Origin of the sequence: Vreelandella sedimenti (genome assembly GCF_013416325.1) — a bacterium.
Classification (GTDB): domain Bacteria; phylum Pseudomonadota; class Gammaproteobacteria; order Pseudomonadales; family Halomonadaceae; genus Vreelandella; species Vreelandella sedimenti.
This window is the reverse complement of record NZ_JACCGK010000007.1, coordinates 17,722-32,464: the sequence shown is the minus strand read 5'-3', so window position 1 is coordinate 32,464 and position 14,743 is coordinate 17,722. Positions and strand designations below refer to the sequence as shown.

11 protein-coding genes are annotated in these 14,743 nt (G+C 52.9%); 6 read left to right on the top strand and 5 right to left on the bottom strand.

What is annotated here, in order from left to right:
* Positions 1-70: 70 nt before the first annotated feature.
* From dctP to HZU72_RS09075, 3 genes are all read left to right on the top strand, one after another.
* On the top strand, positions 71-1,069 hold the full coding sequence (gene dctP, locus HZU72_RS09085) for a TRAP transporter substrate-binding protein DctP (RefSeq protein WP_180091506.1): 999 nt from the start codon (positions 71-73) through the stop codon (positions 1,067-1,069).
* 63 nt (positions 1,070-1,132) lie between these two features.
* Positions 1,133-1,639, top strand: coding sequence for a TRAP transporter small permease (locus HZU72_RS09080; RefSeq protein ID WP_035576621.1), 507 nt, complete (start codon positions 1,133-1,135; stop codon positions 1,637-1,639).
* Positions 1,639-2,952 carry a TRAP transporter large permease gene (locus HZU72_RS09075; RefSeq protein ID WP_180091505.1) on the top strand — a complete coding sequence of 438 codons (1,314 nt, stop codon included), beginning with the start codon at positions 1,639-1,641 and terminating at the stop codon, positions 2,950-2,952. The genes HZU72_RS09080 and HZU72_RS09075 overlap by 1 nt, the downstream gene beginning before the upstream one ends.
* 94 nt (positions 2,953-3,046) lie before the next feature.
* On the opposite strand, the gene zigA is transcribed toward HZU72_RS09075, so the two are convergent.
* From zigA to HZU72_RS09050, 5 genes are all read right to left on the bottom strand, one after another.
* Positions 3,047-4,273 (bottom strand): zinc metallochaperone GTPase ZigA, encoded by a 1,227-nt coding sequence (gene zigA, locus HZU72_RS09070; protein WP_180091504.1) that lies wholly within the window; start codon positions 4,271-4,273, stop codon positions 3,047-3,049.
* A gap of 112 nt (positions 4,274-4,385) precedes the next feature.
* Positions 4,386-4,661, bottom strand: a complete 276-nt coding sequence (locus tag HZU72_RS09065) for a TIGR03643 family protein (protein WP_180091503.1) — start codon at positions 4,659-4,661, stop codon at positions 4,386-4,388.
* An 18-nt stretch (positions 4,662-4,679) separates the two neighbouring features.
* A complete protein-coding gene (locus HZU72_RS09060) occupies positions 4,680-6,053 on the bottom strand; it encodes a PepSY-associated TM helix domain-containing protein (protein ID WP_180091502.1) in 1,374 nt (457 codons plus the stop codon).
* Positions 6,054-6,150: 97 nt separating this feature from the next.
* Positions 6,151-6,783, bottom strand: a complete 633-nt coding sequence (locus HZU72_RS09055) for a class I SAM-dependent methyltransferase (protein ID WP_180091501.1) — start codon at positions 6,781-6,783, stop codon at positions 6,151-6,153.
* 272 nt (positions 6,784-7,055) lie between these two features.
* Positions 7,056-7,403: a helix-turn-helix domain-containing protein gene (locus tag HZU72_RS09050; protein WP_180091500.1), complete on the bottom strand. Its 348-nt coding sequence runs from the start codon at positions 7,401-7,403 to the stop codon at positions 7,056-7,058.
* 509 nt (positions 7,404-7,912) lie between these two features.
* Here HZU72_RS09050 and HZU72_RS09045 point away from each other — a divergent pair.
* The 3 genes from HZU72_RS09045 to mdoH all read left to right on the top strand — a co-directional run bounded on the left by HZU72_RS09045 (position 7,913) and on the right by mdoH (position 14,738).
* Entirely contained in the window at positions 7,913-10,258 is a 2,346-nt protein-coding gene (locus HZU72_RS09045) for a putative bifunctional diguanylate cyclase/phosphodiesterase (RefSeq protein WP_180091499.1), read from the top strand.
* 381 nt (positions 10,259-10,639) lie between these two features.
* A complete protein-coding gene (locus tag HZU72_RS09040) occupies positions 10,640-12,226 on the top strand; it encodes a glucan biosynthesis protein G (RefSeq protein ID WP_235976050.1) in 1,587 nt (528 codons plus the stop codon).
* Positions 12,219-14,738: a glucans biosynthesis glucosyltransferase MdoH gene (gene mdoH, locus HZU72_RS09035; RefSeq protein WP_180091498.1), complete on the top strand. Its 2,520-nt coding sequence runs from the start codon at positions 12,219-12,221 to the stop codon at positions 14,736-14,738. Before HZU72_RS09040 ends, mdoH begins: the two co-directional genes overlap by 8 nt.
* The last annotated feature ends 5 nt before the right edge of the window (positions 14,739-14,743 follow it).

Genomic DNA, 14,743 nt, shown 5'->3' with positions numbered 1-14,743 from the left:
GCAGCTTATAAAAACGGTTTAGAAACAAAAAACGCTATAACGCAAATTATCTTGTGCAGGAGACAAACTAATGAAAAAAGTAACCCTTACCCTGGGCGTGCTAACTGCCCTGGCTTCCACTCAAGTGCTGGCCGTTGATCAAATTAACGCAGTGCATGCGTTTCCCCCCTCGTTGATCTATACCCAGAGCTTTTTAGAGTTCGTCGATAAGGTGAACGAACGCGGTGAAGGTGTGGTGCAAATTAACGTACGCGGCGGCCCTGAAGTGATTGGCCTTTCCGAGCAGCCCGACGCAGTGCGCAACGGCGTGGTGGATATGGCCTACACCGCAGCGAGCTTCTACGCAGGCACCGTACCAGAGCGCGATGCCATGGTTGCCTCGAACACTAATGCCATCTACGCACGCGAAAATGGCGGTATCGACCTGCTTAATGAAATTCATCAGGAGAAGATGGGCACCTACTATCTGGGCTGGTTCGACAGCGGGGTCAGCTACAACTTCTACACCATTGATGGGCCCAGCGTCGATGGCGAAGGTAATCTAAACGTTTCGGGCCTTCGCCTACGCAGTAACCCGGTGTATGACGCCTTCTTCCAGGACTACCTGGGCGCACAGCCAATCAGCCTGCCGACCACCGATGTTTACGCGGCCCTGGAGCGGGGTGTGGTGAATGCGACCGGCTGGACTCAAATTGGCCTGAAAGACCTCAATTGGGATCGTTTTCTTAACTACCGGGTTGACCCTGCCTTCTTCTCTACCGATATGGGGGTGATCGTTAACCTGGATAAGTGGAACCAACTCAGCGAAGAGTCGCAGCAAATTCTTCAGGAAGTCGCCATTGAGCATGAGCGCGATAGCGCCGAACAACTGGCTGAATTAGCCAAGGAGCAACAGGCTCAGCTTGAGGCCGATGGCATGCAGGTCATCACCCTGGAAGGCGAAGCAGCACAGCGCTTCTCAGACGCTGCCCGGGATGCCACCTGGGAACGTATGCGCGGCCAGATGGAGCGCCACCCCATGGGGCTTGAGCACTACGATACGCTGATCGAAAAATTCAACGATCTATAGAAACGTAGGGGCGCCGAGCGATCGAGCGCCCTATTTGTGTGGCTTATTTTCTAGGGTTTTTTTATGCGCTACGCACAACGCGGCTATCTGCTGCTGCTCAACGGCATGGCCCTGCTGGCCGCCATCATGCTGGTCTGGCTGATGGTGGCCGTGGTGCTTTCGGTGGTGATTCGTAACTTAGGCCTTCAGCCTTCTGCGTGGTTTTTCCTCTCCACCGAATACGCCATGTTCTACCTCACTCTGCTCGGAGCTCCCTGGCTGGTGCGCCAAAAAGGGCATGTGCATATCGAGCTGCTGACCTCGGTGTTGCCACCAGCAGCGCTGAATATCCTCAGCCGTGGGGTGTCGCTACTCTGTGTCGTGGTGTGCGGCGTGCTGGCGTGGAAGGGGCTTGATCTGGTGCTGCTCAATATCGAGCGCACTGACTATGACGTGCGGGCTTTCTTTGTGCCGAAATGGATACTAACCATCGTCTTCCCCATCAGCTTTTCCCTGATGGCGATCGAATTTGGCCGCTTTGTGGTGGGCCATGAAATTCTTCACAGCGGCGAAGCGGGGATTAAAGAATAATGGAATGGTACTTTGCGCTCGCTTTCCTACTCTCGTTGATTTTGATCTTTATGGCGATTGGCACCCCCATTGCCCTGGCCTTTTTGGCCGCCAATGTGATCGGTGCCTGGCACTTTATGGGTGGCCAAACCGGCATCTTGCAGATGCTCAACAACGGTTTCGGCGCACTATCCAGTTTTAATTTGGTGCCCATTCCGCTCTTTCTGTTGATGGGCGAGCTGTTTTTCCGCACTGGTCTAGGCATGAAAATGTTCAACGCTATTGACCAGCTAATGGGCAAGGTGCCGGGGCGTTTATCTTACGTAACAGTGGTGGGTGGGACGGCGTTCTCCACTCTAAGTGGCTCCTCCATGGGCTCTACGGCATTAATGGGTTCGCTACTGGTCCCAGAAATGGAGCGGCGGGGCTATAAAAAGAAAATGGCGATTGGCCCGATTCTGGGTACCGGCGGTCTGGCGATTATTATTCCGCCTTCTGCGCTGGCAGTGCTGTTAGCAACCTTGGCAAAAGTGGATATTGGCGCGCTGCTTATCGCCGGTATATTGCCGGGGCTAACGCTGGCGGGGTTCTATATCGCGACCATTTTTATTCAGACCAAGCTGGATCCTCAGGCCGCCCCGAATTATGAGCTTGAGCCGGTGCCGCTGAGCGCGAAGCTCAAACTGATCGTGACCGATATTCTACCCATGCTCAGCGTGATGGTGATTATCGTCACACTAATGCTGATTGGGTTTGCCACGCCGTCAGAGGCTGCAGCCTTTGGCGCGCTAGGTGTGATTATCCTGGCGTTTATTTTCCGCTGCATGACCTGGGAGGCGTTTAACCTTTCGGTCACCGGGGCATTAAAAGTCACGCTGATGGCCTACCTGATCGTGTTTGGCTCGGCTACCTTCAGTCAGTTGCTCGGCTTCTCTGGCGCTTCGGGTGGCTTGATCGGCTGGGCGACCAGTTTTGATCTGTCGCCGATTCTGATGCTTTTGGCGATGTTTGCGGTGCTACTGGTGCTGGGCACCTTTATGGAACAGATCTCTATCATGATGCTGACCGTGCCGATCTTTTTCCCACTCGCCCAGGCGCTGGGGTTTGATCTAGTGTGGTTCGGTATTGTGGTTTTATTGGCTCTGGAAATCAGTTTCTCAACGCCACCGTTAGGACTGCTGCTTTTTGTGATGAAAGGTGTCGCGCCCGCGGGTACTACCATGAGAGAAATATACTCGGCGGCGATTCCCTATATCCTCTGTTCGATGCTGCTGGTCGCGGTACTGATCGTGTTCCCAAGCTTGGCGACTTGGTTGCCCAGCATGTTGCAGTAAGGTCTTTGCTGGTTAAAAATGAGTAACCAAAGAGAGGCTACGGCCTCTCTCTGCTATTTTATACATCACTACAATTTGTTCACCCTACAATGGTTTACTCCCAGGCAGGGAAGGGGTCGGGTAGCTGTTTCCACGCCTCTATGCCTTCCACAAGCTCGTCTTCGCTCAAAAGGCAGGCGTCCAACGCTGCGTGCATCCGCGGTTGATCCAGGTTCTGGCCGATAAAGACCAGTTCCTGGCGCATATCCCCGAACGGCTCCTGCCACTTCTCCATAATAAACTGACGCGTTTCAGGATCCGTTGGCCAGCGTTCTTCGGGAATTGCCTTCCAGAACACGCCTGCTGGGCCGTGGTGGGCGATGCCGCCTGCCTGGCTCCACTGACCAGCGGCCTGTGGGCGAGTAGCCAGCCAGAAGAAGCCCTTCGAGCGTAATAAGCCTTTTCCGAACCACTCCTGGTTGAGCAAGTCGTGGAATTTCTGCGGATGGAAGGGACGACGGGCATGATAAGCAAAGCTGCCAATCCCGTACTCTTCGGTCTCTGGCACATGCTCTCCGCGCATCTCTTTTAGCCAGCCCGGTGCCAGCTGGGCGCGCTCGAAATTGAACTTGCCGGTATCCAGTACTTTATCGAGTGGCACGCCGCCTTGAGCGATCGGCACCAGTTCCGCGTCGGGGTTCAGCGAGAGCAGAATAGCCTTCAGCACCTCCAACTCTTTCGCACTGATCAGGTCCGTTTTGCTGATCAACAGCACGTCGCAAAACTCGATTTGATCGACCAGCAGGTCGGCGACATTGCGCTCGTCGTCTTCGCCTAAACTTTCGCCCGCTTCAGCGAGGCTTTGCGCTTCGCGGTACTGTTCAAGAAAGTTGGCGCCATCCACTACGGTCACTAGCGTATCCAGCCGGGCGACGTGGGAGAGGCTCTGGCCGCTTTCATCTGCAAAGGTGAAGGTTTCTGCCACGGGAAGGGGTTCGGAGATCCCGGTGGACTCAATGACCAGGTAATCGAACTTGCCCTCTCGGGCCAACTGGCTGACTTCTTCCAGCAAGTCTTCGCGCAATGTGCAGCAGATGCAGCCGTTACTCATCTCTACCAAGCGCTCTTCTGATCGGTTCAATGCAACATCGCCATCCAGCGTCGACTCACCAGGGCCACCGCGCACCAGTGCACCGTCGATATTCACCTCACTCATATCGTTAATAATCACCGCCACCCGGCGGCCTTCACGGTTGGCGAGAATATGATTGAGGACGGTGGTTTTACCGGCACCTAGAAAGCCCGACAGCACGGTGACGGGCAGGGGAGAAAACGCAGTCATTGCTAGTACACCTCTAAGCGGTCTATGTTATGTAATAATATAACAATAAGGGCACTTAGAGGAAGGTTTGTTTCAGAGGAAGTCGAGTCAGTTTCGTATCCACTAGTGGATTTCAGCGCTTATATTGCGTTGGGCAATATCCACGTAGAACATCCGGCGAGCGCAGGGCTTGGTGTTTGGTGGCGCGGCCGGTGACACGCATGCGCCAGAGCCGATACGAGGCCGACTTAAGCTGGTGGCGCATCACCTCAATCACATCCGGCTCGCTCATGCCAAACAGCGTTTCGATTGCTTCAAACGGCGTGCGGTCTTCCCAGGCCATTTCTATAACGCGTGATTGTTCGTCATTGGGTAAGCGGCGAAAGCGCTTAACGGGGGCTTTTGGCATCGTTCACCTCAAGGTATGTCATTGGTGGGCATCAAGACTGCGGGCAGAGTAGCGCTTTTTAATAGACCAGCGCAGCGCATCAATCACGATGAAACATGCCAAGCTTACACCCAGTACGGGCATTGCTACGCCAAGCGCGATAGCGACGAACAGCACGCTGAATTGGGCCGTAAGCGGAAGCATTAGCCAGGGTTCAGTTACCGTTGGGAAGCGCTGACCACTCGCCGTGCGTAGCCGCCGCCATGCCATTACGTAACCCCACACCATCAGCATCGCAAGCCCAGCGGCGATCAACGCCAGCACTATTTGATTAGCGATACCAAACAGTACGCCCATATGCAGATCAATCCCCCAGCGGGTGAGCTTGGCGGCTAGTGGGAAGGTGGCAAAGTCGGTTTGATCGGTCACCGCCATGCTTTGCGGATGCAGCGCCACTTGGTCTACCTGCGTAGGCCACTGGCGGTCAATTTCCGCTACCCGCCATGCCTCCTGGGAACTGCGCGGAGGCGTTAGTTGGATGCGCGCTGCGCAGAGTCCCGCCTTACGGGCAGCGCTCAGCGCCCGGTCAAAGTCCTCTAGCGTAATAGACGTGGCCACCATTGCCATATGGCCGTGATGCTCTGCATGTTCATCGGCTACCTGGCTATCGGTATCGGTCAGTGCCGTTGAAGCACTTGGCGTACCCCAGCCCCAGGCATGACGAAGTTCCGCAATATTGCTTCCTGCCCACTGTGACCAAGTGAGCCCCGTTGCCGAAAAGAACAGCAGCCCTAGGGAAAGCACTAAGCCTAGTGTTGCGTGGCGTCGGCGTGTGGCTTGGGCGCCTGAAAGGGCTTTCAGTGCGCGGCGTTGGCGACTCCACAGCGTTATACCGCCTAGTGCGGCAACCCATAGCCATGAGGCCGTCAGCTCGCTGTAGAGACGCCCTACGTTGCCTATTAACAGTTGACGGTGAAAGTGATCAATCGCGGTGCGTAATGGCAAGATGCCACTAGTGCCGTAAACCGTTGTATCACCGATCACTTTCAGGGTAATGGGATCGATAAACAGCGCCCGATGTTCGGAAGCCCCCAGCCCTGGCTCGCTAAACATGAGTCGGGTGGTGTCGCCTAACGCCGGTGCAGGGCGCACTGCGCTGGGCAGGGTTGGTGCGCCCAGGTATTGCTGGGCCATAGTGATCTGTTCGGCAAGTGAATGAGGTTCGCCCTGAGTAACGCCATACAGGGTGTCATGGTAGAACCACTCTTCAAGTGGCGGGCTGAGTAAGTAAGCGATACCAGACAGTGCCGCGATAAGGATAAAAGGGCCGATGAAGAGGCCAATATACAGGTGTAAGCGGCTAAGCAGGGCAAAAAGCAGCTTGCCGGTGCGGTTAGAGGAGTGGGCTGTCATTGGCTTGAATCCGAGTGATATCGGTAAATTAGTCAGACAGCTTAGATAGTTTAATTAGCAACCGCTAGCCTGTGCGTAGCGGTAAAAAGTCACACGCTTAGCGGCTAGAAGAAGCGGGCTTGACGGCCAGGAGTGCACGGAACAGCCCATTCATTAGCACCGGTTCGTCGTGGCGAATCTGAAACCCAGCTTCGCTGAGCAGTGGCTGTGCTTGGCGCGTAATGTCGGTGGCAAGTGCCGAGGTGACTCCATTCAAAAGACGTCGGCCTGCACCCACAGATTGACCGTCTGGCTGGAACTTATCCATTACGCACAGCTGCCCACCGGGTTTTAGCACGCGGTACGCTTCGGCAAGCCCTTGCTGAGGGTCAGGCATTACCGCAATAATCAGATGCATGATGACGGCCTCAAAGTGCTCATCGGGATAGTTGAGCGCCTCGGCATCCATCACACTACACTCCACATCGTGGCGAAGCTCCTCGGCTCTTTTTGCCGTGCGCTTCACCATGGCCGGAGCGATATCGGTGGCGTGCAACTCGATGTCATGAGGCAGAAAAGGCAGGTCTAATCCTGTGCCAGCCCCTACCAGCAGCACCCGCATACCGGGCTCCCAATCCACCTGCCCAAGCGCAATACGCCGTGGCCTTCGAAACGTACGGGCGGCGACTGCATCGTAGAAAGGCGCGTAAACGGTATAGCGAAGGCGATTCCACGCGGTAGTGTTGAACATAACGCCTCTTTGCAGCTCAACGCTGCGATTGCTGAATGCCGGGTGTCGACTATTTACATCAGACTACCTATAGCATGAAAACAATCATTCAACCAATAAAGCGTGCTCATGTTGGATGGTTTATTTTATATATCTAATATTATTATCCTATCAAATTTACTGTGTGGAGCTATATAAGATAGCAAACGTTGTAATGATCTTTTTGTTGATTTTTTGTAGTTATTTTGATTGATATTAAAGTTGTAGATATAAGGTTTTGTCATTGTATTTGATTATCCTTTTTGTAGACGTGTAGTTAAGTTTTCAATAATATCGATAACTAGCTGGCGATCATTTTGATTTAAAGGCTCTAAAAGCTGTTTCATTCTGCTTGACTGATCATCGATATGAAAACTGGCTTGCCCAAATAACTCAGCTGCCTCGCAGTTGAAAATTTCAGCAAGCTCTATTAAGCGCACAATATTGGGGATCACTCGCCCGCGCTCGATGCGCGAAACGGCTTCGTTACCAACACCTAGGCGCTCAGCAACTTCCTCTTGGGTCAATTGACTACGAACCCGCTGTTTGGCAATTGCCCGGCCAATACTGCCCGCAAGCCGTTTCTGTTCTGTTTTATTCACAATGTCCTCCATTAGACCTAGATGGTTGAGGAACGACCTATTGACATGAAGGACTGTTTAGGTTGAATATCATCTTCTAAGGTTGATTTGGATGCCTGTAGTTACTTTTTGTTTCGTTTGGTTACGCCGTGCAATGTGTAATTAAGAGGTAATAATTTAATTGGGTATTCAAAAAAATAAAAAACATAGGTAGATCGGTGGGCATGCCCAAAGCTATAAAACATATAACTGAGGGCGGTTTTAGAGGTATAAGTTATCAATATGTTTCCAGTGTTAATGTTCAAGTTGCGTTTGTTGTTTGTTTGAAAGTTGTTTAAAAGCTTATAAAAGAAGATTGTGTGGTGTTGAATGTTGGGTGGTTTTCTTTTGTAAGCTTTAGGCGTTTATAGATTTTAGGCGTTGATCGGTTACCGAGTGGCGTTTATGCGGCGGATCGGTGTGTTTTTTAAATACTGTTCAGCAAGAGCGGGAGAGAAGCTTGATGTGTAAATCCGAAGGCGCTTAATAACATGCTCCCTACTTCTACACCAGAGATTTTTCGACAGTTAGCGGATAAGTTGTCCTGCATCAGTCAAGAGGGTTTTTTTCAACACCTTGTGCGATCCCTGGCGGGTATCCTTGGCGTTGATCATGCCGTTGTAGAATATGTCGATAGCCACCAGGGCACTGTGAGCACATTGGCAGCGTGGTCTCAGGGTGAGTTCATTGAGACAGCTACGTATTCACTACAAAGCACGCCTTGCCAACAGGTCGCGGAACACTCACAGCTGTTTATATCTTCTCATACTCGTCAGCAGTTTCCAGATGATCAGCGGCTGGCCGCCCTGAGAGTTGAGGGGTATTTGGGTACCTCCATAGCCGCTCCTGGCGGCGGCTTTTTAGGGGCTATTGCGCTAATGCACTCATCCGCCCTGGAGCTTCCTCCTTATGCCGATGCAGTGTTACGTATCTCTGCGGCGTTGGCTGGCGCAGAGTTGGCGCGTCAGTTAGCGGAAAGCCAAACGCGTGAACGTCTGTTACATAAACAACAGGCGTTGAAACGCATTGGCCGACACAACACCGCCTTGATCAACACCATTAATGAGCAGCAGCGCTTTCAACACGCCGTTGTTAGCGTGGCAACTGCTGTCTCAGCGGAGAATGGCGAAGCGTTTCTGCGCCAGCTAACCGCCCATATGGCCGAAGCGTTATCCGCTGAAGTGGGGTTTATTGCGCTACTGGACGAGCAGGATTCCGATTTCGCGCATACTTTAACGCTGTATGTAAATGGCCAGTGCCAGGATAATTTTGCTTATTATCTTCCCGGCGTTCCTTGTCATAAGGTAATGGTGGAGCAAGAGTGTATCGTTCACGAGGGCGCCGCCATTATGCTACCTGCTGAAACCAACGGGGCGCTTTCGTGGGTAAACGGCTATGTTGGACGACGGCTGGATGATAGCCATGGTCAGCCGATGGGGCTTATTGGCGTAATGTTTAAGAAGCCGCTGGACGATGTGGATGTTGTGCGTAATGTATTGCAGATATTCGCTGCGCGGGCCGCTTCAGAGCTTGAACGCCAACAAGACGAAGTGCGCATTCGCCAATTGGCTTTTTCTGATTCGGGGACTCAATTGCCCAATCGAGCTGCCTTTATGCGCTACTTAGAGCGAGTGGTTGCCGATACGCAGACCACTGAATTGGCGCTATTGCTACTGGATCTTAATCATTTCAAAGAGATCAATGATACCGCTGGGCACGACCTGGGCGATTTAGTCCTTAAGGCCGTGGCCGAGCGCTTTGCAGCTTCGTTGACGGAGGGGCAGTATTTAGCACGGTTAGGTGGTGATGAGTTTGTGGTGGTTTGCCCGGGTGTTGAGGCAAGCAGCGCGTTAGTGACAGTTCAGCAACTGTGCGACAGCATCGCGCAGCCGTTTATTGTTGAGCAACACTCCTTTGAACTTTCTGTGGGAATCGGTCTGGCACTTTATCCTCAGCATGCGGCAACGCCATTAGAACTGTTGAAACACGCCGACATTGCCATGTATCAAGCCAAGCGGCAAAAGCTTCCCGTATGTGTATTTGAGCCCTGGATGGGACGCATCGTGGCTGAACAGCTGCATATCGCTAAACGCCTGGCATCAGCCATTGCCGAAAAACAGCTGAGCCTGCACTTTCAGCCCCAGTTAGATTTACACACCGGTCAGTTGATTGGCGCTGAGGCGCTGTGTCGGTGGCAGGATGAGGAGCTGGGTGACGTTTCACCGGGTAAATTTATTCCTATTGCCGAGGAACGCGGCATGATCGTCGCGCTCGGCAGTTGGGTGATAGAGGAAGCCTGCAGGCAACTTGCCGCATGGCGAGAGCAAGGGTGCTCTATGCCTGGACAGTTAGCGATTAATATTGCCGCCCAACAGTTTGAAGAGGATGACTTGATGACTGGCCTGCTCGGTTGCTGTGCCCACTTCGGCGTTGAGGCGTCACAACTTAGCCTGGAAATTACCGAAAGTGGTATCATGGAGAATCCTGAAAAAGCGATTGCTATGACCGAAGTTTTAAAGAGCAAAGGGTTAGGGCTTTCCATTGATGACTTTGGCACCGGGTATTCGTCGCTTGCCTACCTAAAGCGCTTCGCCGCCGATAAAATTAAAATCGATATCTCCTTCGTCCGCGATATGCTCACCAGCGACAACGACCGTGTCATTGTGGCAACGATCATTGCCATGGCGAACACGCTGGGCCTTGAAACCATTGCGGAAGGGATTGAGAACCAAAACCAGATTAACGCATTGCTCGCAATGGGCTGTGCCCAGGGCCAAGGCTACTACTTTGATCGGCCATTGGCAGCTGCACCGTTTGCCCAGCGTTGGCTCAGTTAGCCTAGGCAGCTAGGTCATGAAAGATTATGCATGCCAATATGGCTACTCCGGCTTACAATAGTTTTCAGAGAAAAGGCTTAAGCCTGTAGACGACCTCCTTACTATAGCGCCTAATCACAATTGCTCAACATGTTGAGCAAGTTCTAATTTTTTCCTCAGTCCTTTCAAAAAGCCCGGTTAGTCAGGGTGCCAAGTAGTCTAGACTCATGCTATACCTAAAACGTAACCTCATCTTCATATATGCTCAAGGTGCGCGCTTTAGCGATGGTGAGAAAATCAAAAGGACGCATTTAGCTGATCGAATGGACTCTATCGTATGTCGATTCGGCAAATAAGCGAATTTGAATTTAGTCAAAGGATTGTACAGGAGCATGACGCTAAATGAGTGAATCGACCCGGTTAACTAAATTTTCAAGCTGCAAAGGTTTTTTTTCAGTCGCCGTTCTTGGTGGCCTGCTGGTTGGAAGCATTCCTCTTGAGGCCTTTGCATTTGGCTTTGATGATGTCGCTAGAAAGGCAGAGGAGCTAGCCCAGCAGGGCTACCGAGCCCCGGAAACAGCTCTGCCTGATGAGCTACGCGAACTCAGCTATACAGAGTATTCACAGATACAGTTCAAGCGAGACCGCGATGTGTGGAGCGGTAAAGGCGCACCTTTCACACTGAGCTTTATCCACGAAGGGATGCATTATGACAGTGCAGTCCAATTAAACAGCATTGATCAAGAGGGGGGGGTACATGGCTTTGCCTATAATCCCGATGACTTTACCTACGGTGATTTAGGCATCTCCGACGAAGTGAAGAATAGCGATGGCATGGGTATTGCCGGTGTCAGGATCAACCATGCACTCAATGAGGGTGATCGCAAAGATGAGGTGATGGTCTTTCTTGGGGCTAGCTATTTTCGCGCTATTGGCGAAGGGCAGGTTTATGGGCTTTCCGGGCGAGGACTTGCCGTTGATACAGGGCTACCTTCGGGCGAGGAGTTCCCTCGCTTCAAGGAAATGTGGATCGTCGAACCTGGCCCGGAAAGCCAGTACTTGACTCTTTTCGCACTGCTTGACTCACCTAGCGTGACCGGTGCATACCGCTTCGTGCTACGTCCCGGAGAAGACACCCTGGTAGACGTACAGTCGCGCCTATACTTGCGCCGGGCTGTCGAGAAACTAGGGATAGCGCCGCTAACCAGCATGTACCTTTATGGCCCAGAACAGCCCTCTTCGACACAACACTATATCCCGGCAATCCACGACTCTAATGGCCTCTTGATCAATGATGCACAGAATGGCTGGCTGTGGCGCCCGCTGGCCAATCCAGCCAGATTGATGATGAATAGACAGGCAACGCCTCAGTTACGCGGTTATGGCTTGATGCAACGTGGTCACAATTTTAGCGATTATCAGGATATTGCCTCACGCTATGATCTGCGCCCAAGTGCCTGGATTGAGCCACAAAACGAATGGGGGGCCGGGAGTGTCGAGCTGATTCAGATTCCAACAGACAACGAGACCAACGACAACATCGTATCGATGTGGTTGGCTGATGAAGCGCATGAGCCGGGAACACCGCTGGCATTCGATTACCGCATTACGTTCACAACCAATGAAAGCCGTCATCTTGACCCTCAGCTTGCGTGGGTTGAAGAGACACGTCGCTCACGCGGAGAGGTAGTTCGCGACAACCTGGTACGTGAGCCCGATGGGACACTCGCTTTCGTTCTCGATTTTGTCGGCCCCTCGCTTTCCGGTATCGGCAGCGATGCAAATATGACCGTTGAGGCAAGCGTGGGCGATAATGGAGAATTGGCGACTAGCCGAGTTGTTCATAACCCAGCGACCAACGGTTGGCGTGTATTTGTCAATGTGAAGCGGAATAATGGCAGCCAGCCCTTGGATATCAGGGCCAGGCTAATGCTCGATGGCAAGCAAATGTCCGAAACCTGGTACTACAGGCTGCCCGCTAATGGCTGAAATGATGTCTTTATCGCAGGCAACGCCAACGGATATTTATTTAGAGCGCTTGGCGTTGGAGACCCAGAATCGTAAGGAGCGCTACAAGTTACTGGTCGGTGATATTGATAAACACGATATGGCGTCGCTACACGCTGCGTTGAACGAGGATAGTGATGGGTATGGTAATTGGCAGAGTGATGGCAATAATGATCCGGCTGCGCTGTCAGTAGGTCGACGTCTGGCGCTTGCCTATGCAGAGCCGCCGCTAGCGCCTCCAGACGTGCTGTCTACGGACACCTCCGGCATTACCCGCCTGCAAACTGCGCCACCGATGAAACGAACGCCGTTGGCACCTCAGCAGTGGTCGACCAATCCCTTCGTGAATATTGGTCGCCGCTTCAAGCGCTGGGCAAATGGTGATTTTCGTCGGCGCAGAAGAGAGTCACCCTCCGCGTCCTGGAAGTGGGTCGCCACCAGGCGACGCTGGGTTTTGCTGGTGCTGATTTTCGGCCAAAGTATCATCGCCGCCAATCAGATGCGTACTGTCCTCCCCGGCCAGGGCCTGCAGTGGCTTGAGATAACTATCCTGTCGTTGTTTGTATTGCTATTCGCCTGGGTGTCCGCCGGGTTTTGGACTGCCTTGATGGGGTTTTTCCAGCTATTACGAAGCCATGACCGCTACGCCATTGACAGCGAGGTGGGCGACGAGCCGATTGATGATGAGGCACGCACAGCGCTATTGGTGCCAATCTGTAACGAGGATGTTGCCAGAGTCTTTGCTGGGGTGCGCGCCACCCTGGAATCCCTGCGCAGTACGGGCAATGACCGGCATTTCGACATCTTTATTCTGAGCGATACGTCCGATCCCGATACTGCCATTCAAGAAACCTATGCCTGGCTGGTGTTGTGTCGTGATCTGGATGCTTTCGGTCAGGTTTTCTATCGCCGTCGACAGCGTCGAGTCAAACGCAAGAGCGGTAATCTCGACGATTTTTGCCGCCGCTGGGGGGCGCTCTATCGTTATATGGTGGTGTTGGATGCCGATAGTGTCATGAGCGGCAAATGCCTTACCCGACTGGTGCAAATGATGGAGGTGCACTCCAGGGTCGGCATTATCCAAACAGCGCCACGCGCTTCGGGGCGCCTCAACCTGTACGCTCGGATGCAGCAGTTTGCGACACGGGTGTACGGACCGCTGTTTACCGCTGGGCTGCATTTTTGGCAATTGGGTGAGTCGCATTACTGGGGCCATAACGCGATCATTCGACTCGCTCCGTTTATGCAGCACTGCATCCTGGCGCCACTGCCCGGTAAAGGCTCGATGTCGGGGGAGATATTATCCCATGATTTTGTCGAGGCGGCACTGATGCGGCGCGCGGGTTGGGGGGTATGGATTGCCTATAAACTGGAAGGCAGCTTTGAAGAAATGCCACCTAACCTGCTCGATGAGCTCAATCGCGACAGGCGCTGGTGCCATGGAAACTTGATGAACTTCCGGCTGTTTTTCTCGCAAGGCATCCACCCCGTCCACCGTGCCGTTTTCCTGACCGGTTTAATGTCTTATCTTTCAGCGCCGCTATGGTGTCTTTTTTTAGTTCTTTCTACTGCACTTTTAGCAGTGCATACCTTTAGCACTCCCGACTACTTTCCTGAGCCGGGAATGTTGTTTCCTGTTTGGCCACAATGGAATCCAACCTTAGCGGTGGGGTTGTTCGGTGTTACGGCGTTACTCCTTTTCTTGCCTAAGCTGCTCAGCGTGTTGCTGGTGTGGATACAGGGGAGTCGTCAATTTGGCGGGCCTCTCAAGGTATTGGAAAGTATGATTCTCGAGTCGCTATTCTCGATGCTATTAGCGCCGGTAAGGATGCTGTTTCACACCCGCTTTGTACTGACGTCATTGATGGGCTGGGCGGTTCAATGGCGCTCACCATCACGTGAAAATAGCGACACGACGTGGGGGGATGCTTTCCGTGCACATTGGAGTCAAACCCTAATAGGGGCGGTTTGGGCTGCGGGTGTTTACGTTATGGAGCCTACATTTCTTTGGTGGCTCTCGCCCATCGTCGTTGCTTTGATGCTGTCTATCCCGGTATCGGCACTGTCGAGCCGTGTCTCGTTAGGGTGGTTCTGCTTTCAAAAGCGGCTTTTCCGGATTCCCGAAGAAACACAGCCGCCCCGTGTGCTGCGGCGCATGGTGAGGTTGCTTTCCCGCATGAATACAGGAATGGCGGCGCCATCTTTTGCCCAAATGGTGGTAGATCCTGTGCCGAATGCGTTGGCTACTGCTTTAGGCACATCACGGCATACCGATGCCGAGCCAATACGCAAACGTCGGGTCGAGCGGGTTGCACGCGGAGCCAGGATGGGGCCAGCGGCAATGAGTAAGCTGGAGCGTTTGGATTTTCTAGATGACCCGGTGATGATGTCGCAACTGCACTACCACGTTTGGGAAGACAGCAAGGCGCATCACAGTTGGTTTGACTGTGGTCTGCCAGGCCGTGAATCCAAGCATCTCCCAACCTTCAACTAAGCAGA